At 44.4% G+C, this 23,429-nt stretch carries 28 protein-coding genes; 26 read left to right on the top strand and 2 right to left on the bottom strand.

The features are described 5' to 3' along the window. Nucleotides 1-140 precede the first annotated feature (140 nt). Nucleotides 141-953 (bottom strand): type II pantothenate kinase, encoded by an 813-nt coding sequence (gene coaW / locus ERX40_RS10555; RefSeq protein ID WP_133418466.1) that lies wholly within the window; start codon nt 951-953, stop codon nt 141-143. Nucleotides 954-1,096: 143 nt separating this feature from the next. Here coaW and ERX40_RS10550 point away from each other — a divergent pair, with 143 nt between their 5' ends. The 3 genes from ERX40_RS10550 (at nt 1,097) to ERX40_RS10540 (ending at nt 4,252) form a co-directional block, all read left to right on the top strand. Next, nucleotides 1,097-1,900, top strand: a complete 804-nt coding sequence (locus ERX40_RS10550) for a GNAT family N-acetyltransferase (RefSeq protein WP_133418465.1) — start codon at nt 1,097-1,099, stop codon at nt 1,898-1,900. A gap of 91 nt (nt 1,901-1,991) precedes the next feature. Then, the gene (gene rpoE, locus ERX40_RS10545; protein ID WP_133418464.1) at nt 1,992-2,513 is read left to right on the top strand and encodes a DNA-directed RNA polymerase subunit delta; all 522 of its coding nucleotides are present in this window, start codon (nt 1,992-1,994) and stop codon (nt 2,511-2,513) included. A 143-nt stretch (nt 2,514-2,656) separates the two neighbouring features. Next, entirely contained in the window at nt 2,657-4,252 is a 1,596-nt protein-coding gene (locus tag ERX40_RS10540; protein WP_133418463.1) for a CTP synthase, read from the top strand. Nucleotides 4,253-4,289: 37 nt separating this feature from the next. Here the strand turns inward: ERX40_RS10540 and ERX40_RS10535 are convergent, their stop codons facing one another. Continuing rightward, entirely contained in the window at nt 4,290-4,787 is a 498-nt protein-coding gene (locus ERX40_RS10535; protein ID WP_133418462.1) for a DUF2529 family protein, read from the bottom strand. 77 nt (nt 4,788-4,864) lie between these two features. Between ERX40_RS10535 and ERX40_RS10530 the strand changes: the two genes are divergently transcribed. The 23 genes from ERX40_RS10530 to atpA all read left to right on the top strand — a co-directional run bounded on the left by ERX40_RS10530 (nt 4,865) and on the right by atpA (nt 23,417). Then, nucleotides 4,865-5,212 (top strand): response regulator, encoded by a 348-nt coding sequence (locus ERX40_RS10530; protein WP_133418461.1) that lies wholly within the window; start codon nt 4,865-4,867, stop codon nt 5,210-5,212. 86 nt (nt 5,213-5,298) lie between these two features. Then, nucleotides 5,299-6,156, top strand: coding sequence for a class IIb fructose-bisphosphate aldolase FdaB (gene fdaB / locus ERX40_RS10525; protein ID WP_133418460.1), 858 nt, complete (start codon nt 5,299-5,301; stop codon nt 6,154-6,156). 178 nt (nt 6,157-6,334) lie between these two features. After that, nucleotides 6,335-7,591, top strand: a complete 1,257-nt coding sequence (locus ERX40_RS10520; RefSeq protein WP_133418459.1) for a UDP-N-acetylglucosamine 1-carboxyvinyltransferase — start codon at nt 6,335-6,337, stop codon at nt 7,589-7,591. A gap of 95 nt (nt 7,592-7,686) precedes the next feature. Then, nucleotides 7,687-8,007 (top strand): winged helix-turn-helix transcriptional regulator, encoded by a 321-nt coding sequence (locus ERX40_RS10515; RefSeq protein WP_133418458.1) that lies wholly within the window; start codon nt 7,687-7,689, stop codon nt 8,005-8,007. Between the two features lie 134 nt (nt 8,008-8,141). After that, nucleotides 8,142-9,119 (top strand): class II fructose-bisphosphatase, encoded by a 978-nt coding sequence (gene glpX / locus ERX40_RS10510; RefSeq protein ID WP_133418457.1) that lies wholly within the window; start codon nt 8,142-8,144, stop codon nt 9,117-9,119. A 142-nt stretch (nt 9,120-9,261) separates the two neighbouring features. Continuing rightward, nucleotides 9,262-10,578 carry a transcription termination factor Rho gene (gene rho / locus ERX40_RS10505; protein ID WP_133418456.1) on the top strand — a complete coding sequence of 439 codons (1,317 nt, stop codon included), beginning with the start codon at nt 9,262-9,264 and terminating at the stop codon, nt 10,576-10,578. 102 nt (nt 10,579-10,680) lie between these two features. After that, nucleotides 10,681-10,938, top strand: a complete 258-nt coding sequence (locus ERX40_RS10500) for a type B 50S ribosomal protein L31 (RefSeq protein ID WP_133418455.1) — start codon at nt 10,681-10,683, stop codon at nt 10,936-10,938. Between the two features lie 172 nt (nt 10,939-11,110). Further along, a complete protein-coding gene (locus ERX40_RS10495; protein ID WP_133418454.1) occupies nt 11,111-11,698 on the top strand; it encodes a thymidine kinase in 588 nt (195 codons plus the stop codon). 1 nt (nt 11,699) lies between these two features. Continuing rightward, nucleotides 11,700-12,776, top strand: coding sequence for a peptide chain release factor 1 (gene prfA / locus ERX40_RS10490; protein WP_133418453.1), 1,077 nt, complete (start codon nt 11,700-11,702; stop codon nt 12,774-12,776). After that, a complete protein-coding gene (gene prmC, locus ERX40_RS10485) occupies nt 12,766-13,599 on the top strand; it encodes a peptide chain release factor N(5)-glutamine methyltransferase (RefSeq protein WP_133418452.1) in 834 nt (277 codons plus the stop codon). The genes prfA and prmC overlap by 11 nt, the downstream gene beginning before the upstream one ends. Nucleotides 13,600-13,686: 87 nt before the next feature. Next, entirely contained in the window at nt 13,687-14,697 is a 1,011-nt protein-coding gene (locus tag ERX40_RS10480; protein ID WP_133418451.1) for an L-threonylcarbamoyladenylate synthase, read from the top strand. Between the two features lie 7 nt (nt 14,698-14,704). After that, nucleotides 14,705-15,133 (top strand): low molecular weight protein arginine phosphatase, encoded by a 429-nt coding sequence (locus ERX40_RS10475; protein ID WP_133418450.1) that lies wholly within the window; start codon nt 14,705-14,707, stop codon nt 15,131-15,133. 63 nt (nt 15,134-15,196) lie between these two features. Beyond that, the gene (gene rpiB, locus ERX40_RS10470) at nt 15,197-15,649 is read left to right on the top strand and encodes a ribose 5-phosphate isomerase B (RefSeq protein ID WP_133418449.1); all 453 of its coding nucleotides are present in this window, start codon (nt 15,197-15,199) and stop codon (nt 15,647-15,649) included. Beyond that, on the top strand, nt 15,636-16,160 hold the full coding sequence (locus ERX40_RS10465) for a TIGR01440 family protein (RefSeq protein WP_133418448.1): 525 nt from the start codon (nt 15,636-15,638) through the stop codon (nt 16,158-16,160). Before rpiB ends, ERX40_RS10465 begins: the two co-directional genes overlap by 14 nt. 19 nt (nt 16,161-16,179) lie before the next feature. Beyond that, nucleotides 16,180-17,415, top strand: a complete 1,236-nt coding sequence (locus ERX40_RS10460) for a serine hydroxymethyltransferase (RefSeq protein ID WP_133418447.1) — start codon at nt 16,180-16,182, stop codon at nt 17,413-17,415. A 16-nt stretch (nt 17,416-17,431) separates the two neighbouring features. Continuing rightward, nucleotides 17,432-18,061, top strand: a complete 630-nt coding sequence (gene upp, locus ERX40_RS10455) for a uracil phosphoribosyltransferase (RefSeq protein ID WP_133418446.1) — start codon at nt 17,432-17,434, stop codon at nt 18,059-18,061. A 14-nt stretch (nt 18,062-18,075) separates the two neighbouring features. Then, nucleotides 18,076-19,215 (top strand): non-hydrolyzing UDP-N-acetylglucosamine 2-epimerase, encoded by a 1,140-nt coding sequence (gene wecB / locus ERX40_RS10450; protein ID WP_133418445.1) that lies wholly within the window; start codon nt 18,076-18,078, stop codon nt 19,213-19,215. Nucleotides 19,216-19,394: 179 nt separating this feature from the next. Continuing rightward, nucleotides 19,395-19,748 carry an ATP synthase subunit I gene (locus tag ERX40_RS10445; RefSeq protein WP_133418444.1) on the top strand — a complete coding sequence of 118 codons (354 nt, stop codon included), beginning with the start codon at nt 19,395-19,397 and terminating at the stop codon, nt 19,746-19,748. 24 nt (nt 19,749-19,772) lie between these two features. Beyond that, a complete protein-coding gene (atpB, locus tag ERX40_RS10440; protein WP_133418443.1) occupies nt 19,773-20,495 on the top strand; it encodes a F0F1 ATP synthase subunit A in 723 nt (240 codons plus the stop codon). Between the two features lie 47 nt (nt 20,496-20,542). Then, complete coding sequence (gene atpE / locus ERX40_RS10435; protein WP_041636195.1) at nt 20,543-20,755, top strand: F0F1 ATP synthase subunit C; 213 nt, start codon at nt 20,543-20,545, stop codon at nt 20,753-20,755. Between the two features lie 52 nt (nt 20,756-20,807). After that, complete coding sequence (locus ERX40_RS10430) at nt 20,808-21,359, top strand: F0F1 ATP synthase subunit B (protein WP_133418442.1); 552 nt, start codon at nt 20,808-20,810, stop codon at nt 21,357-21,359. Beyond that, on the top strand, nt 21,359-21,889 hold the full coding sequence (atpH, locus tag ERX40_RS10425; RefSeq protein WP_133418441.1) for an ATP synthase F1 subunit delta: 531 nt from the start codon (nt 21,359-21,361) through the stop codon (nt 21,887-21,889). Before ERX40_RS10430 ends, atpH begins: the two co-directional genes overlap by 1 nt. A gap of 19 nt (nt 21,890-21,908) precedes the next feature. After that, nucleotides 21,909-23,417: a F0F1 ATP synthase subunit alpha gene (gene atpA, locus ERX40_RS10420; protein WP_133418440.1), complete on the top strand. Its 1,509-nt coding sequence runs from the start codon at nt 21,909-21,911 to the stop codon at nt 23,415-23,417. Nucleotides 23,418-23,429 lie beyond the last annotated feature (12 nt).

Here is a 23,429-nt window from a genome sequence, read left to right as displayed (position 1 = left end):
ATTAAATCTAGACTGAACTGGATGAGCCCGGTAGGGTTCAGAGAGAAAACTCTAAGTTTGAAAACTGCATAAAAAAAGGAATGGATTTCTCCATTCCAAAAAAGTCTAACTTTCGGGGGTCACTTCAGCGTGCCTCTCTTTTAATTTTCTTCCATTAACTTAAGTGTGCCGAGTGCGCCTGAATATTCCCCGTTCTCAATGAAATAAGGTCTGAATCCGCGCAGAACTGTATATCTCATAACAACTTCCTTGAGCAGGTCATTACCGAGGAAAGATGACCCGATATAGACGACATATTCTGCGTTGAACTCACGGGCCGCATGGATGGAGACAGTTGTGACAGTCTCGCCGACAACGCCGACTGCAGCAGCTAATTTATCGGCATCTGAATAGGTTACATGATCTTTCGTATGAAGTACACGACCGAAGTTGGCTGCTGTCAGTTCACCGGGTATCGGCGTCTTATCTCCTTTATAGATATGTTTGACTTTGAGGTCGATATTATCTCTGTCCCCTTGTGCTGCCAGGGTCACCAGTCTTTCGAAATCTGTTTCACCGGTAAGAAGGTAACCGAGCCCTTGAATCATTCCGCCGCCTGCACCAGTCCCGCCGGCACGCTCCTGCTTATCTCGCTCTACATGATGAATCGATGTTCCTGTACCTACATTTGTAAAAATATAGTTTTCAAGTGGATGCTGATATTGCTTGAGGAATGTCTGAATCCCTTTGAAAGTGGCATCGAATTCGATACTTTGAAAAGCCTCCTGCGGAATGAGACTCTGCAGATAAGTGGCTTTGCCGCCTGTCAGTGCCACTTCCGCCTCAGGAAACTGTTTGAGCATCTCAGCGACCTCTTCAATCTCAGTTGATAAATATTTGGAGTAAAAACGCTGATTATTTTCTTCTTTTACCATCTTAACAAGTGTACCGCCGGCATCAATACCAAATTTCATGTTAGAACCTCTTCATCTTTTTGGTTATTATATTACAACTTGAAAGAGAAGTTGTAAAACAAGTTCACAATTTAAATTGCTGAAGTTCGACAGAAACGGGGTATAAATGAGTAAGATAATAAATATGGTGGAGGCTTAAGAGTATGGAATTTAAAGGATCGCAGATTGATATTGTGCAGTATAGCGCGGAATATAGAGAACAGCTGGAGGCATTCGAACTGGAGGAGCGACAGATGATTTATTCATCTCTGCCGGTTCAAGTGCTGGAAGAAGGGCTGATGGATCATAATAGACGGCCTTGCGTCGTTCTTAATAAAGAGGATAAGGTAGTCGGATTTTTTGTGCTGCATCAGTATTATCAGCATGAAGGATATGAGACGCCGATTAATGCGGTCTACGTCAGAAGCCTGTCGATTAATTCCAAATATCAGGGACATGGTTACGGGACAGAGATCATGATGAATATACCGGTATTCGTACAGCGTGTGTTCCCGGATTTTGAAGATTTATTTTTAGTGGTGGACGCAGAAAACCAGGCGGCATGGAATCTCTATGAACGTGCAGGTTTCCTTCATCTGGCTACTAATCCAGAAGGACCAATCGGCAAAGAACGTCTCTATTATCTCGATTTATCAGGCCAGTATGTCTCTAAATTACGCCTTATCAGACAGAATAATAAAATTCTGCTCGATAAAGACGGTGAAAATGTGGGTCACATCATGCTGGCTATCCAGAAGAATATTGCCCGCATCAGCGAGTTTACCCCTGCTGATGATGAAATACGTGAAAGTGCGCTGAGACAACTGGCGACCTTCGTTAGAAAGTATTATCCGGAAGTGGATCGTCTGCAGGTTGAGACAGACGAAGCTGAACCTTATCTGAACGGCAATTTTGTTCAGGTTGACCCGGCTGACCCGCGTCATCTTATCAAGTTGATCAAGTACTGACATTAAATATATACTGGTAAATTATTAATATTCTTGTTATGATTTAGGGTGAATAAAAATCGACTGCCTGATGTGAAAGGACGAATTAATAATGAAAATCAGTGAATATACTAAAGAAATGATGAATGAGCATTCTTTCATCGATATGGCGTATCTTTATTTAATGGAAAAAGGTAAGGATCAAGGCTTATACGACATCATCGATGAGTTCAAAAAAATCGGTGGTTATAAAGATGAAGAGATTGAAACACGTGTGGTCCAGTTCTATACAGACTTAAATACAGATGGTCGTTTTCTTTCTACAGGTGAGAATATCTGGGGACTCCGGGACTGGTACTCAGTAGATGATATCGAAGAAAAAATCGCACCGACTGTTCAGAAGTTCGAAGTTCTTGACGACGATGAGGATGACGCGAACATTGCACTTCTTGGTGAAGAAGAGGTGGACGATGAGCTTGATATCATCGTTGAAGGCGGGGACGATGAAGAGAACCTGGAAGACCCAGAGGACGAAGATGTTGAAGATGAGCTGGATCAAGCAGGTCTCGTTGTTGAAGAAGATGAGTTTGAAGAAGACGAAGAAGATTTTGAGGAAGATGAAGAAGAACTCTAATTTTTCATTTAGATGATTGACTTCTTAGTCGAAAATGATTATTATTTTACTTGGGCTCCTTTAACTAGGACAACGTATTAATATACGCTCCCTTTGCGCTTGCAAAAGGAGCGTTTTTTATTTTTAATTTCTGGGAGGTCATTATGACTAAATTTATATTTGTAACAGGTGGCGTCGTATCATCACTTGGTAAAGGGATTACTGCAGCAAGCTTAGGACGACTGCTTAAAAACCGTGGTCTTAACGTCACCATTCAGAAGTTCGATCCGTATCTGAACGTCGATCCGGGTACGATGAGTCCATATCAGCACGGTGAAGTGTTCGTAACGGATGATGGTGCAGAGACAGACCTCGACTTAGGTCACTATGAGCGGTTCATTGATATCAACTTAAATCAGTATTCCAACGTGACTGCAGGGAAAGTCTATTCACATGTGCTTAAAAAAGAACGTCGCGGCGACTATTTAGGGGGAACAGTACAAGTTATTCCTCATATTACAAATGAAATCAAAGCACGTTTACTTAAAGCGGGCGAAAGCACGCATGCGGATGTCGTTATCACTGAAATTGGCGGGACTACAGGGGATATCGAATCGTTACCTTTCCTTGAGTCAATCCGTCAGATCAAAAGCGATCTTGGCCGTGAGAACGTGATGTATATCCACTGTACGCTGCTGCCTTATATTAAAGCGGCGGGAGAAATGAAAACAAAACCGACTCAGCACAGTGTGAAAGAATTACGTGGTCTCGGTATTCAGCCTGATATGATTGTCGTGCGAACAGAATATGAGATGACACAGGACTTGCGTGATAAAATTGCCTTGTTCTGCGATATCGATAAAAACTCAGTGATTGAATGTCGTGATGCAGATACACTTTATCAGATTCCACTCGCACTGAAAGCGCAGAAGATGGATGACATCGTTGTGAAACGTTTAGGTTTACAGGCAGATGAAGAAGCGGAGCTGACTGAATGGACGCAGCTTCTTGACACTGTGCGCAATTTAGATGGCAAAACCAGAATTGCGCTTGTTGGTAAATACGTGGCGCTGCCGGATGCTTATCTGTCAGTTGTTGAAGCACTTAAACATGCAGGCTATCAGTTTGGCACGGATATTGAAATCAAATGGCTGAATTCAGAGCATCTGAATGTCTCTAACTTTAAAGAGGAATTAAAGGATGTGGATGGTATCCTGGTGCCGGGTGGCTTCGGCGAACGTGGTATTGAAGGTAAGATCCTTGCGACTCAATATGCACGTGAAAACAATATTCCATTCTTCGGTATCTGTTTAGGTATGCAGCTTGCAACGGTTGAATTCGCACGTAATGTAGTCGGTTTAAAAGATGCCCATTCATCTGAGCTTGATCCGAACACGCCTTACCCGGTTATCTCATTATTACCGGACCAGAAAGATGTCGTAGATTTAGGTGGAACGCTCCGTCTTGGTCTGTATCCTTGTCAATTAACTGAGGGTACGAAGGCCCATGCGGCTTATGGCTCGCCGCTAGTTGAAGAACGCCATCGCCATCGTTATGAATTCAACAATGAATTCCGTGGACATCTGGAAGAAAAAGGACTGGTTTTCTCAGGCACATCACCTGATGGCCGCTTGGTGGAAATCATCGAGATTCCTGACCATAAATGGTTTGTTGCCTGTCAGTTCCATCCGGAATTCCTGTCACGACCAACACGTCCGCAACCATTATTCAGAGATTTCATTGAAGCGACGATCAAATAATAGACAACGCCTCGTCATCTGACAAGGCGTTTCTTTTTTATTCTTCCTCGTCCAGCATTTCTTTGATGGTCGCAAAAAGGATGTAATAAATATAGTTCATCGCCATGACGTGAGGCGTGATAATGCGACTGAAGTCTTCTGTTGGTACAATGGCACGCGGAGTAGAAAGATCAATGAAGTTCATGCTGTCAATCCGTTCGTCTTTATTGCACACCAGAACATAATCGATGTCATTTTCTGCAAGATCAGTGATATATTCAATCACAGCCTCATCGTAATGGTCAGCCATGATGAGAACCCGGTCTGTTTTGTCGAGGACGGATTCTGTAATCATTCTTTCAGAATCCGGTAGCTTTTCATCACCTGCTGTAATGAACTCCTCAAAATATCTTAAATCACCGAATCCTTTGACATAGACCGTTCCCTGGCCGATAATCGCTTGCGACAGTAAGCGGGCCGCGATATCAATTTCAGTCTCCTGTGCATTGATCTTCTGAAAGATACCATTTAGCTGTGTGCCTAAAATCTTAATCATTATGATCCTTCCTTTTCATGCTTATTGACGTTCATATATAGTACAATCTTAGTATAAAAAGGAGGCCGAATACAACCATGCGGATTCTAGTTATAGATGATGAAGCCAATATCAGATTGCTTTTAACTGAAATATTCTCGTTGAATGGACATACAGTTGAAGAGGCTGAAAATGGTCTGATTGCTCTGAAGATGGTAAAGCGCGTTCATTACGACCTGATTATGATGGATAAAAGGATGCCTGTCATGAACGGAGAAGAGACGCTGGTGGAAATGAAGAAATGCACTGATACGCCCGTCTATGTAATATCAGCGTTTCAATCAGCTGACGAAGTGGAGAGATTATATCAGCTCGGTGCGTCAGGCGTTCTGACCAAACCCTTCGGCATGAGAGAGGTGTTACAGATTGCTGAAAAATTACAGTAGTTCTGCGTATTATTATACAAACGTCAGACGTCTTTGTTATACTGAAGACACAATAATTGTGCAATGCACATAAGGAGGATTTTTCCATGCCATTAGTTTCTATGAAAGAAATGTTAATTCAGGCTAAAGAAGGTGGTTATGCTGTAGGTCAGTATAACATCAACAATCTCGAGTTCACTCAAGCGATTTTAGGTGCAACTCAGGAAGAAAATGCACCGGTTATTTTAGGTGTTTCTGAAGGTGCAGGAAAATATATGGGTGGCTTCTATACAGTCGTGAAAATGGTTGAAGGTTTAATGAAAGACATGAATATCACTGTTCCTGTCGCTATTCATTTAGACCACGGTTCAAGCTTTGAAAAGTGTAAAGAAGCGATTGATGCTGGTTTCACTTCAGTGATGATCGATGCTTCACACCATTCATTTGAAGAGAACGTAGAAATCACTAAAAAAGTTGTAGACTATGCACATTCTAAAGGTGTATCAGTAGAAGCTGAACTGGGCCGCGTCGGTGGACAGGAAGATGATGTAGTTTCTGATGGCGTAGTATATGCTGATGCTAAAGAATGTCAGGAACTTGTCGAAAAAACAGGTATTGACTGCTTAGCGCCGGCACTCGGCTCGGTTCACGGTCCTTACAAAGGTGAGCCTAACTTAGGATTCAAAGAAATGGAAGAGATCGGTAAAGCGACTGGCTTACCATTAGTATTGCATGGTGGTACAGGCATTCCGACTAAAGATATTATGCATTCTATTTCTTTAGGTACTGCAAAAATCAATGTCAACACTGAAAATCAGATTGCATCTGCTAAAGCAGTGCGTGAAACATTAAACAATGATTCTGAAGTTTATGATCCACGTAAATATCTTGGACCTGCTCGTGAAGCCATCAAAGCGACTGTTCAAGGTAAAATCCGTGAATTCGGTACTTCTAATAAAGCTTAATGATACTACTTCCGAAAAGCACACTTCATTTATGAAGTGTGCTTTTCTTGACTTTGTAATGTATTTTAGATTATATTTAAAATCGCAAATCTTGTAATTTTAACTAAAAACCTAGAAATTTCTCGGGAAATGTACTGTTAAATATAGAATGGCTGAAAACGTGAAAAGGAGTACGAATATGTCAGAAGAGGTAATCAAGATACGAGGTGGCAAGCTGCTGAACGGTAGAGTCCAGATCAGTGGAGCAAAGAACAGTGCAGTTGCCCTTATTCCGGCCACATTAATGGCTGATGATGTTGTGAAACTGGACGGACTACCGGATATATCTGATGTCGTTACATTGATGAGTCTGCTTGGTGACTTGAATATTAAAACTGAGCTGAAAGGCGATACTTTGATCGTCGATTCATCAGAAGCAGTCAATCTGCCACTACCGAATCATAAAGTGCAGTCTCTGCGGGCCTCTTACTATATGATGGGTGCGATGCTGGCAAGATTCAAAAAATGTACAATCGGCTTACCAGGCGGATGTCCACTCGGCCCTCGTCCTATCGATCAGCATATTAAGGGCTTCGAAGCACTGGGTGCAACTGTGACAAGTGATGAAGGCGGTATGCATCTGCACGCAGAGAATTTGCGCGGGGCTAAAATCTTTATGGACGTCGTATCTGTCGGTGCAACGATCAATATTATGCTTGCAGCCTCTATGGCTGAAGGAAAAACCGTAATCGAAAACGCGGCAAAAGAGCCGGAAATCGTCGATGTTGCGACACTATTGAACAATATGGGTGCTAAAATCCGAGGTGCCGGCACAGATACGCTTAAAATCGAAGGTGTCGAAAAGCTTCATGGTACTACTCATACGATTATTCCTGATCGCATTGAAGCGGGTACATATATGTGTGCGGCAGCAACTATGGGCGAGGAGGTAGTGATTGAGAATATTATTCCTCTTCATATGGAGCCACTGACTGCTAAATTAAAAGAGATGGGTGTCGATATTGAAATCGGAGAAGACAATGCTGTGATTCGTCAATCAGATGATTTAAAACCTCTCAATATTACAACGAACGTCTACCCGGGCTTTGCAACAGACCTTCAGCAGCCATTTACTCCGTTACTTTTCATGGCGAATGCGGGTAGTACGGTCACTGACACCATTTATCCGGCACGTTTCAAGCATGTTGATGAACTGAAGCGCATGTCCGCTGATATCAGTGAGCAATCAGGCACTGCTTATATCAAACCATCGAAGTTGACCGGTGCGGAAGTTGCAGCGAGCGATTTGCGTGCAGGTGCCTGTCTTGTGATAGCAGGTCTCGCCGCTGAGGGTGTGACGACTGTTTATAACGTACGACATATCGACCGCGGCTATAGCGGTATCGTTGAGAAGTTAAAGGCGCTTGGGGCAGATATCTGGCGCGAACAGATATAATGGAAAGACACCTCAATCTGAGGTGTCTTTTATATATTTATTATATTTGATATATTTTTTATACTAATGTATAATAGCAGTAAGAGGTGAGGAATATGGAAATCTGTCCTTATTTAGAAGAGACATTTAAAATCCTCGGTAGAAGCTGGAACGGGTTATTGATCAATTATCTTTCTAGATGTGACAATCACAGTGCACATTTTTCTGATATAAAAAGAGATCTGAAATCTATAACACCGCGCGCCTTGAGCCTAAAGCTCGGCGAACTTGCGGACTGGGGATTAATCGAGAAAAAAATAGTGACAACGACACCACTGTCTATTGAATATGTCCTGACACCAAAAGGTTACGCGCTTAGTCAGGCAATGATACCCATTGAAGAATGGGCTCAGAACAATCTTGAACTGAATCACTGAAATCCTGCCTGGCAGGATTTTTTTTATGTTGAATTATTCTGATGTATATTTTTTAAGATAACGTGGCATAACGTTATGCTAAATGTGTTATACTATTTGTGAATATTAAGCAGACGGATAAAGGAGAATGAAAAATGGAACGTAGTTTATCGATGGAATTAGTTCGTGTTACAGAGGCGGCAGCTCTTCAAAGTGCTCGCTGGGTAGGTAAAGGATTGAAAAATGAGGCGGACGATGCGGCGACAACTGCGATGCGTACAGTATTTGATACCATTCCGATGGACGGCGTTGTTGTCATTGGTGAAGGTGAGATGGATGAGGCACCGATGCTTTATATCGGTGAGGAACTCGGGACTAAAGAAGGTCCTTCGATTGATATTGCAGTTGATCCCTTGGAAGGAACGACTCTTGTTGCTGAAGGTAGCTGGAATGCGATGACTGTCCTTGCAGTCGGTGACCGAGGGACATTACTCCATGCGCCTGACATGTATATGGAGAAAATTGCAGTCGGACCTGAATGTAAAGGCGTGGTTGATATTACGAAGAGCGTCAGCGAGAACCTGCATGCAGTCGCAAAAGCGAAGAACAAAGACATCACTGAAGTGACTGCCACACTTCTTAACCGTGAGCGTCATCAGGATATCATCAAAGAAATTCGGGAAACAGGTGCGCGTATCAAGTTAATCGAGCACGGTGACGTGGCAGGAGCAATTAACACGGCCTTCGATTTCACAGGCGTTGATATTCTCTTCGGTTCAGGCGGTGCGCCTGAAGGGGTTATTGCTGCTGTAGGCATTAAGGCACTCGGCGGTGATTTCCAGGGCATTCTGTTACCGGAAGATCAAGAGCAGGAAGAACGCTGTCGTAAGATGGGTATCGAACCGAATACGGTACTTCAGCTGGATGATATGGTCAAAGGAGATGATGCCATCTTCGCAGCGTCTGCTGTTACTGACGGTGAACTGATGAAAGGTGTTCAGTTCAAAGGGGGATTTGCAACGACGCATTCACTTGTTATGCGTGCTAAATCAGGAACTGTTCGTTTTGTCCAGGGTCGTCACAGTCTTGAGAAAAAGCCGGGCCTGACTATCGGGGATTCGGATAAAATTTAATAGTTAATCAGCATGCAGACGCATGCTGATTTTTCTTTTTGCCATGTAGTATGATAAACTATGTACGTTCATCGCAAGGCTTCCCCTTTTCCTCCTTAGTTTCAATCACTGAAATGAATAATAATTTAATAGAAGGTGTAATATGACTGACAAACAACGAACCAGTCCTCAGTATGAATCATTTGATGCGTTGTATAAAAGCAGTACGACAAAAGATCTGACAGCGCGCGCTAAAGAACTAGGGCTTGTGAATTACAGCAAACTGAATAAAAAAGAGCTTGTTCTTGCTATCATGGAAAAACAGATGGAGCAGGATGGCAATTATTATATGGAAGGCGTACTGGATGACATACAGCCAGACGGTTACGGCTTCTTAAGAACAGTCAACTATTCTAAAGGTGAGAAAGATATCTATATCTCCGCCAGTCAGATCCGTCGCTTTGAGATTAAACGCGGGGATAAAGTGACCGGTAAAGTACGCAGACCGAAAGAGAATGAAAAATATTATGGTCTGCTGCAGGTCGATTTCGTTAATGACCAGAATGCTGAGGAAGTGAAGAAGCGCCCTCACTTCCAGGCGCTGACACCGTTATATCCGGACCGCCGGATTAAACTTGAGACGACAAAAAATGCATACTCGACGCGTATTATGGATCTCGTGACACCGATCGGTTTCGGACAGCGCGGCATGATTGTTGCACCGCCGAAAGCAGGTAAGACCTCCTTATTAAAGGAGATAGCGAATGCAATCTGTACCAATCATCCTGAAGCGAAACTCTTTATTCTGCTTGTAGGTGAGCGACCGGAAGAGGTGACTGATCTGGAGCGTTCAGTTGAGCAGGCAGAAGTCGTACATTCAACATTCGATGAGCCACCTGAACATCATGTCAAAGTGGCGGAACTGCTACTTGAACGTGCGAAGCGTCTTGTTGAACTCGGTGAGGATGTCATTATATTGATGGATTCCATCACGCGGCTCGCTCGTGCCTATAACCTGGTCATCCCCCCGAGCGGACGTACGTTATCAGGCGGACTTGATCCAGCCAGTCTGCATAAACCAAAAGCTTTCTTCGGTGCAGCCCGTAACATTGAGGCAGGCGGCAGTCTCACGATTCTCGCAACTGCCCTTGTGGAAACAGGTTCACGTATGGATGATATGATCTACGAGGAATTCAAAGGTACAGGTAATATGGAACTGACGCTCGACCGCAGACTTGCCGAGAAACGTATCTATCCGGCCATTGATATTCGTCGGAGCTCAACGCGTAAAGAAGAACTCCTGCTGGATAAGACGGAACTCGATATGGTCTGGCAGCTGCGAAATCTGTTCACTGAAGCGCCTGACTTCACTGAACGTTTTTTAAGACGCCTGAAGCAAAGTGACAGTAATGCAGATTTCTTTGACCAGTTAAGCCAGCGAATGGCTGATAGCGCGAAGAGCGGCAGACCGATTATTTAAGGGTTGCATTCTGGAAGCAATCCCTATATAATATGTAAGTATTGACGTGTATAACACGAATAACTCTGTTCCGGATGGTTCAGGGCAAAGGAGCTGAAAATAATGAAACAAGGCATTCATCCTGAGTACCGCAAAGTAATCTTTTTAGATTCAACGACTGACTTTAAATTCTTAAGCGGTTCAACTCGTTCTTCAAATGAAACGATGACATGGGAAGACGGTAACGAATATCCAGTTATCCGTTTAGATATCTCTTCAGATTCACACCCATTCTACACTGGCCGTCAAAAATTCGCATCTGCGGATGGACGTGTTGAGCGTTTCAACAAAAAATTTGGTTTTAAATCAAGCAACGAATAATTGCTTCAAAGAGTTCCACATTCATCTGATGAATGATGGAACTTTTTTTATGGAATGATGGAGAATAATGAAGGATTCAGAGTTTCCGTCAATCCTTCTTGATACCCCACTCTCACCGTCTGCATTTTATGATATAATGAAGCGATTATGTATTAAAAAGGTGGCAAGATTTATGTATGAAAGTTACCCTGCTGGCTGGATTGAATGTATTGCAGGCAGTATGTTCAGCGGCAAGAGCGAAGAATTGATCAGACGGATCAGACGAGGCCTGTATGCGAAACAGAAAGTGGTCGTCTTTAAGCCGCAGATTGATAATCGTTATAGTAATAATGAAGTGGTCTCACATAATGGCTCGAAAGTAGAAGCGTTTAACGTCACAGATTCCTCGGAAATCCTTGAGCATGTCAGCAGTGACGTTAATATTGTAGCCATTGATGAAGTACAGTTTTTTGATAGCGGGGTCGTTCAAGTTGCGACAGAACTGGCTGGTCGTGGTCACCGGGTGATTGTCGCCGGGCTGGATATGGATTTCAAGGGCGTACCTTTTGAACCGGTTCCTGAACTCATGGCGATCAGTGAGCATGTGACAAAACTGCAGGCGGTCTGTGCAGTCTGCGGCTCACCGTCTTCTCGTACACAGAGGCTGATTGACGGTAAACCTGCCCGCATCGATGACCCGCTCATTCTGATCGGGGCGAATGAAAGTTATGAACCTAGATGTCGTGCACATCATATTGTCATTAAAAACGAGGAGGAATAATATGTTTGATCAATTAGAGATTGTAGAAGATCGTTACGAACAACTGAATGAACTGCTGAGTGATCCGGACGTAGTATCAGATCCTGATAAATTACGTCAGTACTCAAAAGAGCAGTCAGATCTATCTAAAACAGTGGAAGTATTCAGAAATTATAAATCGGTGAAACAGCAGCTGGAAGAAGCGCTTGAAATGATGAATGAGGCTGAGGATGCAGAAGAGGAAGCGATGATCAAAGAAGAGATTGCTGAACTGAAGCCTCAGATTCCGGTTCTTGAAGAAGAGATGAAATTTCTGCTGATACCTAAGGATCCGAACGATGACAAAAACGTTATCATGGAAATCCGTGGTGCTGCCGGGGGTGATGAAGCTGCGATTTTCGCAGGTGACTTGTTCCGTATGTACTCCAAATTCGCGGAGGAACAAGGCTGGAAGATTGATATTATGGAAGCAAGTGAAGCAGACCACGGCGGTTACAAAGAGATCATCTTCATGATCAACGGGAATGGTGCGTTCAGCAAACTGAAGTTTGAGAACGGCGCGCACCGTGTACAACGTATTCCGTCAACAGAAAGCGGCGGCCGTATTCATACATCTACAGCAACTGTCGCAGTGCTGCCTGAAGTGGAAGACGTTGAAATCGATATCAAACAGGAAGATCTAAGAATTGAGACTTATCGTTCAAGTGGTTCAGGTGGACAGCACGTCAATACTACTGACTCTGCTGTACGTATTACGCATATCCCGACAGGTATTGTCGCGACTTCTTCAGAAAAATCGCAGATCCAGAACCGTGAAAAAGCCCTTAAATTACTGAAAACACGTGTCTATGATATGATGCTGCAGGAAGAGCAGGCGAAATATGCAGAGCAGCGTAAATCAGCTGTCGGCTCAGGAGACCGTTCTGAACGTATCCGTACCTATAATTACCCACAGAACCGGGTGACAGACCATCGTATCGGTCTGACGATCCAGAAGCTTGATCAGATTGTAGAAGGCAGAGTCCTTGAAATCATCGAAGCCCTTACCGTCGCTGAACAGACTTCTAAACTTGAAGAGTTGAACGAAGGTGTTCTTTAAGCCGAGTGAACTGCTGCGGCCGGCCTGCCGACAGCTCCGTGACGCTCAGCTGCCTGAAAATGGAGCAGAGTGGCTGCTGATGGATCTGGCCGGTCTATCGAAGCTGGACATCATCTTGGACGAGTCATGTGTCACTGAAGAGATGAAGCTGCAGTATGAGAGAGCAGCCGCTCAGCTGGCAGCAGGGATGCCGCTTGCGCATATCACAGGGTTTCAGCTGTTCTATGACCGCAAGTTTATAGTGACACCTGCCGTCCTTGTCCCGCGTCCTGAGACGGAGGAACTAGTAGCTGCGGCTCTGGAACACGCTGGAGGCACTGCTGCTGATATTGGGACAGGATCCGGTTGTATCGCCATCACCCTGGCACTTGAATCTGATATGGAGGTCCTTGCAGTGGATATCAGCTCTGAGGCGCTCGCTGTTGCCAGACAGAACGCGCTGAATTTAAACGCTGATGTGAGATTTATAGAAGGTGACTTACTGGAACCGCTCAAATGTCAGAACTTGAAGCTGGACATGCTGATCTCCAATCCCCCTTATATTGCGGAACACGAGAAGAAACTGATGACAGCGAGCGTCCTCGACTATGATCCACATCTTGCGCTTTTTGCTGATGATGATGGCCTTGCTCTATATAAGCGTATGGTGCAGGATCTGCCTGCTGTCATGAATAAGACAGGTATCGTGCTGTTTGAAATCGGTCATGCTCAGGCAGAACCTTTGAGAGATTATATTACAGCGATGTATCCTGCGCTCACTATTCATATAGAAAAAGATATCAACCAGCTGGACCGTATTCTGTGGTTTAACTGGTGTCAATAAGTTATGCACAAAATGAAAAAGTTATCCACAATTTGTGCATAACTTTTTATTTTATACTAAACTAATGGTAATGGAGGGGATTTTGATATGAAAACATACGTTTGGGATGTGCGTAACTATGTGCATGACTTGTCCACATATCCACAGATGGAGGAAATCAAGACCGGTTTTAAGAAGAGTGAGCTGATTGCAATACCGACTGAGACTGTCTATGGGCTGGCGGCCAACGCGAAAAGTGAGGAAGCTGTCTCAAAAGTATATATCGCAAAAGGAAGACCTAGTGATAATCCGCTTATCGTCCACATTTATGATCAGCAGCAGCTGGACTTTGTGGAGGATATTCATCCTGCCGCGCAGGCGCTTATGGACCACTTCTGGCCGGGTCCGATTTCATTCATTCTGCCGCTTAAAAAAGAGAGTCTCGCACTGAAAGTGACGGCCGGGAAGGATACTGTAGCCGTCAGAATGCCATCGGACCCCGTGGCGCGCCAGCTGCTTGAAATTGTGGGTCTGCCGTTAGCTGCCCCGAGCGCTAATTTAAGCGGACGTCCCTCACCCACAAGTTATGAGCATGTCTACGAAGATCTGCATGACCGTATTTACGGCATCGTCCGCGGCGACGACAGTGAAATCGGTATTGAGAGCACAGTCCTTGATTGCTCAGGCTACCCTTTCAGAGTCGCACGTCCAGGTGCTGTCACGGAATCGATGCTGACTGAGATTGTGCCAGGCTGCATCACTGCAGCTGATTACTCGGACGAAGCAGCGCCTATTGCACCGGGGATGAAATATCGTCATTATGCACCGAAAAGTCCTGTGCAGCTGGTAGAAGGAGGCATCACTGCGCCGCTCGCAGTTGAATCGCATGTTGCAGTGGTAGGTCCAGAAACGATCCGTCATTTAATCACAGGTGGGGTATTCTATACACTGTGTGAGGATGAAAAGGATTTCGCAGGCGCTGCTGTCCATCTGTATGATGTCCTGAGAGCAATTGACCATAACGAAGCGGTCACCCACATTATTTTCAGTGGCTTTAAGCGTCAGGAAGAGACGGATGCTTTGATGAACCGGATTGATAAGGCATCCGCCGGAAAGTAGGAGAACGATGAAAATTATTTTTGTCTGTACAGGTAATACGTGCCGCAGCCCTGTGGCAGAAAGCATCGCAAAGAGTCAGATAGCGGCGCATGACTTTCAGTCAAGAGGTCTTTCTGCATTTACAGGTTCGCCAGTTTCTGCTTACTCAGCTGAACTGATCGAGAAGCATGACCTTCCTGCCGCGGGAAGCGCAGCACTTTTCACTGCCGAAGATATCGCAGCGGATCTGATTCTGACAATGTCCAGCAGCCATAAGGCATTTATACTTTCGGAATATCCGGAGGCGAATGTGTATACGCTGGCTGAATATGCGTCAGACAGCGGAATGGATATCGCTGATCCTTATGGTGGGAATTTAGCTGATTATGAACAGATGTTTACAGAAATAAGAAAACATATTGATAATTTGGCCGAAAAACTGAAACCATTCCAATAAATACTCGAGGAAAAAAACTAAATAAGCTATAATGAACGTATTCTGGTAAGGGAGGTCAGAGAATTGAAAGTGGCTATTGCGAGTGATCATGGTGGCTACCAGCATAAAGAGGCGGTTAAGAACCGTCTTGATGAGTTAGGCATCGAATACAAGGATTTCGGTACACATTCATTGGACTCTGTTGACTATCCAGACTACGCACGTCCTGTCAGTGAAGCAGTGACAGCCGGTGAATTTGATAGAGGCATTCTAATCTGCGGTACAGGTATCGGCATGTCAATTGCTGCCAATAAGGTAAAAGGCGTGCGCTGTGCACTTGTACATGATGTATTCACGGCGCAAGTGACCCGCCAGCATAATGATTCAAACGTTCTGGCGATGGGGCAGAGAGTCATTGGAGAGGGACTTGCCTTACTCATTGTCGAGACCTGGCTCAAAGGTGAGTTTGAAGGCGGTCGTCATCAGAATAGAATCGATAAAATCACGGTACTGGAAGATGCTTATGACAGACATTAGACAGCTGCTGGCTGAACTGACAGCCATTGACTTCTTTAAATCAGGAGAAATCTGTCTGATCGGCTGCTCGACGTCTGAAGTCATCGGTGAACGAATCGGCACGCATAGCTCCGATGAAGTCGGAGCGACGTTCTTTCGGGCATTCACAGAAGTTTCTGAAAAGACCGGCGTGAATTTTGTCTTTCAAGGCTGTGAACATATCAACCGCGCAATCACGCTTGAAAAAGCGCTTGCTGACAGACTGGGACTGCCGACTGTAACGGTCGTTCCCGTGAAGGAAGCGGGCGGCAGCATGAGTGCTTATGCATATCGTCACCTGTCTGAACCTGTTGTCGTGGAGCATATTCATGCTGACTGCGGCATTGATATTGGTCAGACATTAATCGGCATGCATATCAAGCACGTGCAGATTCCGGTGCGTGTCAGCACAAAAAAAGTGGGAGAGGCAGTGGTCACTATTGCCACACATCGTCCGAAACTGATTGGCGGGCCACGCGCACAGTACGAATAACGTTGAAGGGGGAATGGTCATGTCAATGATCAAAAAACAAGACGAACAGCTTTTTAGCGCAATGGAACAGGAAAGAGAAAGGCAGAACAGCAACATCGAACTGATTGCTTCAGAGAACTTCGTCTCTGAAGCGGTCATGGAGGCACAAGGTTCAGTTCTGACCAATAAATATGCTGAAGGATATCCAGGGAAACGTTATTACGGCGGCTGTGAATTCGTCGATATCGCTGAAGATCTGGCAAGAGACCGCGCTAAGGAGCTTTTCGGTGCTGAACATGCCAATGTACAGCCGCACTCCGGTTCTCAGGCTAATATGGCAGTTTACCGCGTCGCACTGGAAGCAGGGGATACAGTGCTTGGTATGGATTTATCACATGGCGGTCATTTGACTCATGGCTCCAAAGTGAACTTCAGTGGTATGGACTATAAATTCGTCGCATACGAAGTGGATAAAGAAACTGAAACAATTGATTATGATGAAGTCAGACGTCTGGCGCATGAACATCAGCCTGCACTGATTGTTGCGGGTGCTTCTTCGTATTCTCGTCAGATTGATTTTGCGAAGTTCAAGGAAATCGCCGACGAAATCGGTGCTAAACTGATGGTTGATATGGCCCATATCGCTGGACTTGTGGCAGTCGGTCTCCACCCGAACCCGGTGCCGCATGCAGATTTCGTGACGACAACGACGCATAAAACATTACGTGGCCCGCGGGGCGGTATGATTCTCTGTAAAGAGGAGTATGCAAAGGCAATCGATAAAGCTATCTTCCCGGGGATTCAGGGGGGGCCACTGATGCATGTCATCGCCGCTAAAGCAGTGGCATTCGGCGAAGCGCTGCAGCCTGAATTCAAGGAATACCAGGTGCAGGTGCTGAAGAACGCAGTCGTCTTGAGTGAAGCGCTGAAAGAAGAAGGTCTGCGCATTGTCTCTGACGGTACAGATAACCATGTGTTTGCAGTGGACGTCACGACGTTCGGCCTGACAGGGAAAATTGCTGAAAAAGCACTGGACGAAATCGGGATCACAACTAACAAGAATACGATTCCATTTGACGAGAACAGTCCATTTGTCACAAGCGGTATCCGTATCGGCACCCCGGCAGTCACAACGCGTGGTTTCAAGGAAGAAGAGATGAAGGAGATCGCCTCCATCATTGCAGACGTACTGCATAACCATGAAGATGAAGAAACTTTAAGCAAAGCAAAAGAGCGTGTCAGCACGCTCGTCTCAAAATTTCCCTTATATCAATAAGAAGTGAGGTGCACCGATGGGCAAAGTACATGTATTTGACCACCCATTGATTCAACATAAATTAAGCTATATCCGCGAAGAAAAGACAGGCACAAAGGAGTTTCGTGAACTTGTAGATGAGGTCAGCATGCTGATGGCATACGAAGTCACACGTGATCTTGAACTTCAGGATGTCGAAATTCAGACGCCTGTCACGAAGATGACTGCGAAACGTCTGGCAGGTAAGAAGATTGCCGTGGTACCTATTCTGCGTGCAGGACTCGGCATGACGGACGGAGTTCTGAAAATGATTCCGGCGGCACGTGTGGGTCATATCGGTCTGTACCGTGATCCCGAAACATTGCAGCCTGTGGAATATTTTGCGAAGTTACCGCAGGATATTGAAGAGCGTGATTTTATCGTTGTGGATCCGATGCTCGCAACAGGTGGATCTGCCATTGAAGCGATTCATTCCCTGAAGAAACGTGGCGCAACGAAGATTCGTTTTATGTGCCTGATTGCGGCGCCTGAAGGGGTAGAGCTTTTGAAGAAAGCACATCCTGATGTCGATATCTATATTGCTGCATTAGATGAAAAGCTGAATGATCACGGTTATATCGTACCAGGACTTGGCGATGCTGGTGACCGATTATTCGGTACAAAATAGAAAGAGGTAATGACATGAAGAAGATTATGACTGTATTCGGAACAAGGCCGGAAGCGATTAAAATGGCGCCGCTTGTCCTGCAACTGAAAAAAGAGGAAGGGCTGGAACCAATTGTCGTTGTGACAGCTCAGCATAGAGAAATGCTGGACCAGGTGCTGGAGATTTTTGATATCACGCCTGACTATGATCTGAATATCATGAAGGCAGGTCAGACACTGACAGAAGTGACGGGACGCGTGCTGGCAGGACTGGAAGGTGTCATTAAGGAAGCACAGCCTGACATGATTCTTGTTCATGGGGATACGACCACGACATTTGCGGGTGGACTCGCTGCGTTCTATAACGAAGTAGCGATCGGGCATGTTGAAGCGGGTCTCCGTACATTCAATAAATACTCCCCGTTCCCGGAAGAGATGAACAGACAGATGACAGGTGTTCTTGCTGATCTGCATTTCGCGCCGACAGATGATGCTGCAGAAAATCTGCGCCGGGAAAACAAACCAGAAGATGCGATTGTAGTGACAGGTAACACTGCCATTGATGCACTCGCGACAACTGTTCAGGATGATTATCATAGTGAAATCATTGATGAATATGCCGACAAGAAAATCATTCTGCTGACAGCACACCGTCGTGAAAATATCGGTGAACCGATGCACAATATCTTTAAAGCAGTACGTCGCATCATCGATGAACATGAAGATGTGACGGTGGTCTATCCGATGCATAAAAATCCAAAAGTCCGCGAAATCGCTGGTCTATACCTGGCTGATCATGACCGTATCAAGCTGATTGAGCCGCTTGATGTCATCGATTTCCATAACTTTGCTGCAAGAAGTCATTTTATTCTGACTGACTCAGGCGGGGTTCAGGAAGAAGCACCATCGCTCGGCAAACCTGTTATTGTATTACGCGATACAACAGAGCGTCCTGAAGGGGTCAAGGCAGGTACATTGAAGCTCGCAGGAACTGAAGAGGAAGACATCTACCGTCTGACAAAACAGCTTCTGACAGATGAATCAATTTATAATGCAATGTCTCAGGCAAGCAATCCTTATGGTGATGGACATACTTCTGAAAGAATATGCGCGCATATAAAACATTATTTTGGGTTGACAGAGGAAAAACCGGCGGCTTTTAAGGTTACCCATTAGATAAAAGGAGCAGAAAGAAAAAGGCGGAAGAAATAGAGTAAGTTGTGTCTGAATTGTGTCCATTTTGTTAAAGTTTATTTTTTGACTTTCTGACATGCCATTGACACTCATTTAGGGCTATATTATCATAAACCTTGGAATGAAACGGTTTTCATTGCACTTGAAGGAGACATGCTTTAATGTCAAGTTTCAGAGCCTTTTTTAAGTATTACCTGCAGTATTTTCTTTATCTCATCCTCATACTTCTTGTCATCTACTTATTCACGAGAAGTAGCTTTGCATCAGGGTTAATCATCGGTACGCTTGCTTCGGCAATCAGTACTTTTGTATGGCATCACTACCTGGACCGCGCGATCAACAGTGAATCGCTATACATCTCGAGCGGCATGGGAATACGCTTCTTAATTGCAGCGATGGCCTGTCTCTTCTGGGTTAGATTTCCTGAAGCAATCAGCATCTATGGTATCGCGCTAGGCCTCACTTTAACGTATGTCATGATTGTCATACATACATTCAACAGCTTGAAACAATAATAAATAATAGGAAGAGGTGAAGAAATGGAACACGGATCACCACTCTATGTCTGGAACTTTATGAGTCATGATATCATCTTTAACTTAAGCTCAATTATGATGCTTGTGGTTACAGCCGCTATTGTGCTCCTTATTGCGATACTCTGTACACGCAATTTAAGTCACAGACCATCAGGTGCCCAAAACTTTATTGAATGGATCTTCGACTTCACACGCGGCATCATCAACAGTAATATGGACTGGGGCAGAGGGGCTCGCTTTCACTTTTTAGCTGTCACTTTACTGCTGTTCATTTTTGTTGCCAACATGCTGGGTCTTCCGTTTTCAATTGTGTCCGGTCATACTTTATGGTGGAAATCACCGACAGCTGATGCGACTGTTACACTGACGCTTTCAACACTGATGGTATTACTTACACATTACTACGGAATCAAAATGCGCGGAGCAGGCAATTACTTCAAGAGTTTCGCACAGCCAGTATGGTTTATGGTCCCATTCAAGATTATTGAAGAATTTTCTTCAACATTAACACTTGGTCTGCGTCTTTACGGTAACATCTTTGCTGGTGAAGTTTTACTTGGATTACTCGCAGGTATCGGTGGCGCCGGTATGCTCGGCTGGTTCGGTGCGGCAATTCCCCTTATCATCTGGCAAGGTTTCTCAATTTTCGTCGGTTCAATCCAGGCTTACATCTTTGTAATGTTATCAATGGTTTACATGTCACATAAAGTGTCTGAAGACCATTAATATAAAAAATAAAAAAACAATTATATTTCTTTAGGAGGAAATTATTAATGAATTTATTAGCAGCAGCAATCGCAATCGGTTTAGCAGCACTTGGCGCAGGTATCGGTAACGGTCTTATTGTTTCTCGTACAGTTGAAGGGGTTGCGCGTCAACCTGAAGCACGTGGTCCATTAATGACTATCATGTTCATCGGTGTAGGTTTAGTCGAAGCCCTTCCTATCATCGCAGTAGTAGTAGCGTTCATGGTAATGAACCGTTAATTATAACTAATAACTCGTTAAGGCGAAGTCTTTATGATTTCGCCATTCATTTATGACTTTAACTGTGGCGAAAGGAGCGTTAATATTGAATTTCTTTATTTTAGGAGCAACTGAACGTGCTGGCGGCGTTGAATGGGGAACTGTCTTCGCAACACTTCTGACATTCATCATTTTACTCGCACTGTTACGCAAATTCGCATGGGGTCCGCTGAAAAATATCATGGATGAGCGTCAGCAGGCGATTAATTCTGATATCGACAACGCAGCGGCTCAGAACGAAGAAGCAAGACGTTATGCTGAAGAAAATAGAGCTTTACTTACACGTACCCAGGGAGAAGTACAATCAATCCTTGAAAATGCAAAAGTACAGGCGAAACGTGAACATGAAGAAATTCTTCATGCAGCGAACACAAGAGCTAACAAATTAGTAGAAGATGCACAAGCTGAAATCGAGAACGAAAAGAAACGTGCCATTGCTGATATCAATGACCGCGTAGCTGAGCTTTCAGTTCTCATCGCATCGAAAGTCATCAACAAAGAAATCAACGAACAGGATCAGAAACAACTTGTGAGTCAGTATATTCAAGAGGCAGGCGATAAATAATGGTTATCGCAAAGAAATATGCTGGAAGTTTATTTGAAGTAAGTCATGAACAGGGCGTTGAAGAGAGTGTCAAAGCTGATCTTGCTACACTGAAAACAGTTGTAGCAGCTGATCAGTCGTTCCACTTATTCGCTGAGGATCCGCAAGTATCCAAAGAGTCACGCATTGAATTCGTTGAGAAGACATTCAAAGGTGTCGATCAACCGCTTATGAACTTACTTAAAATTCTTGCTGACCGAAAACATTTGGAGCTCATCCCAGCAATCGCTGCAGAATATGAGACTTTTTACAACGAAGCAAACGAGCAGCAGTATATGAAAGTCGAATCGGTCTACGCGCTCTCTGAAGAAGAGATCAACGATATCGGTAAAGCTTTCATCAAACGGACAGGATACAAGAGATTATTGATTGAGAATATCATTAACAAGGACTTGATTGGTGGCATCAGAACGACAATCGGTACAACGGTTTATGATGGTTCAGTTCAGAATAATCTTAAAGAAATAGCAAAAGCAGTTCAACAACAATAATCATTAAGGAGTGACATAGATGGCCATCAAAGCTGAAGAAATCAGTGCACTGTTAAAGTCTCAGATTGCAAACTACGAATCGGGCGTGACAGTTACAGATGTCGGTACAGTAATTCAGGTCGGTGACGGTATCGCATTAGTTCACGGCCTTAACAATGTTATGGCAGGGGAACTTGTTGAATTCCATAACGGCGTGTTAGGTCTTGCACAGAACTTAGAGGAAAACAACGTAGGTATCGTTATTTTAGGCCCTTATACAGATATTAAAGAAGGGGACGAAGTCAAACGCACGGGACGCATCATGTCAGTACCTGTCGGCGAGGAACTCATCGGACGTGTCGTTGATCCACTTGGACAACCTATCGATGGTAAAGGTCCGCTTAATACAACTAAAACGCGACCTATCGAGTCTCCAGCAACGGGCGTTATGGATCGTAAATCAGTAGACGAGCCTCTGCAGACAGGTATCAAAGCAATCGATGCCCTTGTACCGATCGGACGTGGTCAGCGTGAGTTAATCATCGGAGACCGCCAGACTGGTAAGACAACCGTCGCAATCGATACAATTCTCAACCAGAAGAACGAAGACATGATCTGTGTGTACGTCGCTATCGGGCAGAAAGAATCTACTGTCCGTACAGCAGTTGAAACACTGCGTCAGCACGGCGCTTTAGATTATACAATCGTCGTTTCTGCGTCAGCATCACAACCTGCGCCACTTCTTTATCTTGCGCCTTACTCAGGTGTGGCAATGGCAGAAGAATTCATGTTCAACGGCAAGCACGTACTGATTGTCTATGATGATTTAACAAAGCAGGCAGCTGCTTACCGTGAATTATCCTTATTATTACGTCGTCCGCCAGGTCGTGAAGCTTATCCAGGGGATGTCTTCTACTTACATAGTCGTTTACTTGAGCGCGCAGCTAAATTAAACGATGAGTTAGGTGGCGGTTCTATCACAGCTCTTCCATTCGTTGAAACTCAGGCGGGGGATATCTCAGCTTACGTTCCGACAAACGTTATCTCAATTACTGATGGTCAGATTTTCTTACAATCAGATTTATTCTTCTCAGGTGTTCGTCCTGCAATCAACGCTGGTCTTTCTGTATCACGTGTAGGGGGTTCAGCACAGATCAAAGCGATGAAAAAAGTAGCAGGTACATTACGTCTTGACTTAGCATCATACCGTGAGTTGGAGTCATTCGCGCAGTTCGGATCTGACTTAGACCCTGCAACTAAAGCGAAACTTGAACGTGGTAAACGTACAGTTGAAGTATTGAAACAGGATCAGAATAAACCATTAACAGTTGATAAACAGGTTGTTATCCTTTACGCACTGACGAAAGGCCACCTTGATGATATTCCGGTTGAAGATATCACTCGATTTGAAGATGAATTCCTTGGCTGGGTCGGTAACAATGCCCCTCATTTATATCAGGAAATTCGCGAGACAAAAGCATTACCTGCAGATGAAAAATTCGTCGAAGCGATCAATGCTTTCAAAAAAATCTTCAATCCTTCAGTCTAGAGCAGAATGATA

This window comes from Macrococcus carouselicus, from assembly GCF_004359515.1.
Taxonomy (GTDB): Bacteria; Bacillota; Bacilli; order Staphylococcales; family Staphylococcaceae; genus Macrococcus; species Macrococcus carouselicus.
This window is presented reverse-complemented; position numbering and strand designations above follow the sequence as displayed.

Excerpts from the sequence above, each read along its gene's own strand:
- ERX40_RS10550 (WP_133418465.1), top strand. The coding sequence starts at position 1,097 with ATGGAATTTAAAGGATCGCAGATTGATATTGTGCAGTATAGCGCGGAA.
- ERX40_RS10520 (WP_133418459.1), top strand. The coding sequence starts at position 6,335 with ATGTCAGAAGAGGTAATCAAGATACGAGGTGGCAAGCTGCTGAACGGT.
- atpA (WP_133418440.1), top strand. The coding sequence starts at position 21,909 with ATGGCCATCAAAGCTGAAGAAATCAGTGCACTGTTAAAGTCTCAGATT.
- wecB (WP_133418445.1), top strand. The coding sequence starts at position 18,076 with ATGAAGAAGATTATGACTGTATTCGGAACAAGGCCGGAAGCGATTAAA.
- ERX40_RS10445 (WP_133418444.1), top strand. The coding sequence starts at position 19,395 with ATGTCAAGTTTCAGAGCCTTTTTTAAGTATTACCTGCAGTATTTTCTT.
- rpoE (WP_133418464.1), top strand. The coding sequence starts at position 1,992 with ATGAAAATCAGTGAATATACTAAAGAAATGATGAATGAGCATTCTTTC.
- ERX40_RS10540 (WP_133418463.1), top strand. The coding sequence starts at position 2,657 with ATGACTAAATTTATATTTGTAACAGGTGGCGTCGTATCATCACTTGGT.
- atpE (WP_041636195.1), top strand. The coding sequence starts at position 20,543 with ATGAATTTATTAGCAGCAGCAATCGCAATCGGTTTAGCAGCACTTGGC.
- ERX40_RS10500 (WP_133418455.1), top strand. The coding sequence starts at position 10,681 with ATGAAACAAGGCATTCATCCTGAGTACCGCAAAGTAATCTTTTTAGAT.
- ERX40_RS10530 (WP_133418461.1), top strand. The coding sequence starts at position 4,865 with ATGCGGATTCTAGTTATAGATGATGAAGCCAATATCAGATTGCTTTTA.
- prfA (WP_133418453.1), top strand. The coding sequence starts at position 11,700 with ATGTTTGATCAATTAGAGATTGTAGAAGATCGTTACGAACAACTGAAT.
- atpH (WP_133418441.1), top strand. The coding sequence starts at position 21,359 with ATGGTTATCGCAAAGAAATATGCTGGAAGTTTATTTGAAGTAAGTCAT.
- coaW (WP_133418466.1), bottom strand. The coding sequence starts at position 953 with ATGAAATTTGGTATTGATGCCGGCGGTACACTTGTTAAGATGGTAAAA.
- ERX40_RS10495 (WP_133418454.1), top strand. The coding sequence starts at position 11,111 with ATGTATGAAAGTTACCCTGCTGGCTGGATTGAATGTATTGCAGGCAGT.
- ERX40_RS10475 (WP_133418450.1), top strand. The coding sequence starts at position 14,705 with ATGAAAATTATTTTTGTCTGTACAGGTAATACGTGCCGCAGCCCTGTG.
- fdaB (WP_133418460.1), top strand. The coding sequence starts at position 5,299 with ATGCCATTAGTTTCTATGAAAGAAATGTTAATTCAGGCTAAAGAAGGT.
- ERX40_RS10465 (WP_133418448.1), top strand. The coding sequence starts at position 15,636 with ATGACAGACATTAGACAGCTGCTGGCTGAACTGACAGCCATTGACTTC.
- atpB (WP_133418443.1), top strand. The coding sequence starts at position 19,773 with ATGGAACACGGATCACCACTCTATGTCTGGAACTTTATGAGTCATGAT.
- ERX40_RS10430 (WP_133418442.1), top strand. The coding sequence starts at position 20,808 with ATGACTTTAACTGTGGCGAAAGGAGCGTTAATATTGAATTTCTTTATT.
- rho (WP_133418456.1), top strand. The coding sequence starts at position 9,262 with ATGACTGACAAACAACGAACCAGTCCTCAGTATGAATCATTTGATGCG.
- glpX (WP_133418457.1), top strand. The coding sequence starts at position 8,142 with ATGGAACGTAGTTTATCGATGGAATTAGTTCGTGTTACAGAGGCGGCA.
- upp (WP_133418446.1), top strand. The coding sequence starts at position 17,432 with ATGGGCAAAGTACATGTATTTGACCACCCATTGATTCAACATAAATTA.
- ERX40_RS10460 (WP_133418447.1), top strand. The coding sequence starts at position 16,180 with ATGTCAATGATCAAAAAACAAGACGAACAGCTTTTTAGCGCAATGGAA.
- ERX40_RS10480 (WP_133418451.1), top strand. The coding sequence starts at position 13,687 with ATGAAAACATACGTTTGGGATGTGCGTAACTATGTGCATGACTTGTCC.
- ERX40_RS10515 (WP_133418458.1), top strand. The coding sequence starts at position 7,687 with ATGGAAATCTGTCCTTATTTAGAAGAGACATTTAAAATCCTCGGTAGA.
- ERX40_RS10535 (WP_133418462.1), bottom strand. The coding sequence starts at position 4,787 with ATGATTAAGATTTTAGGCACACAGCTAAATGGTATCTTTCAGAAGATC.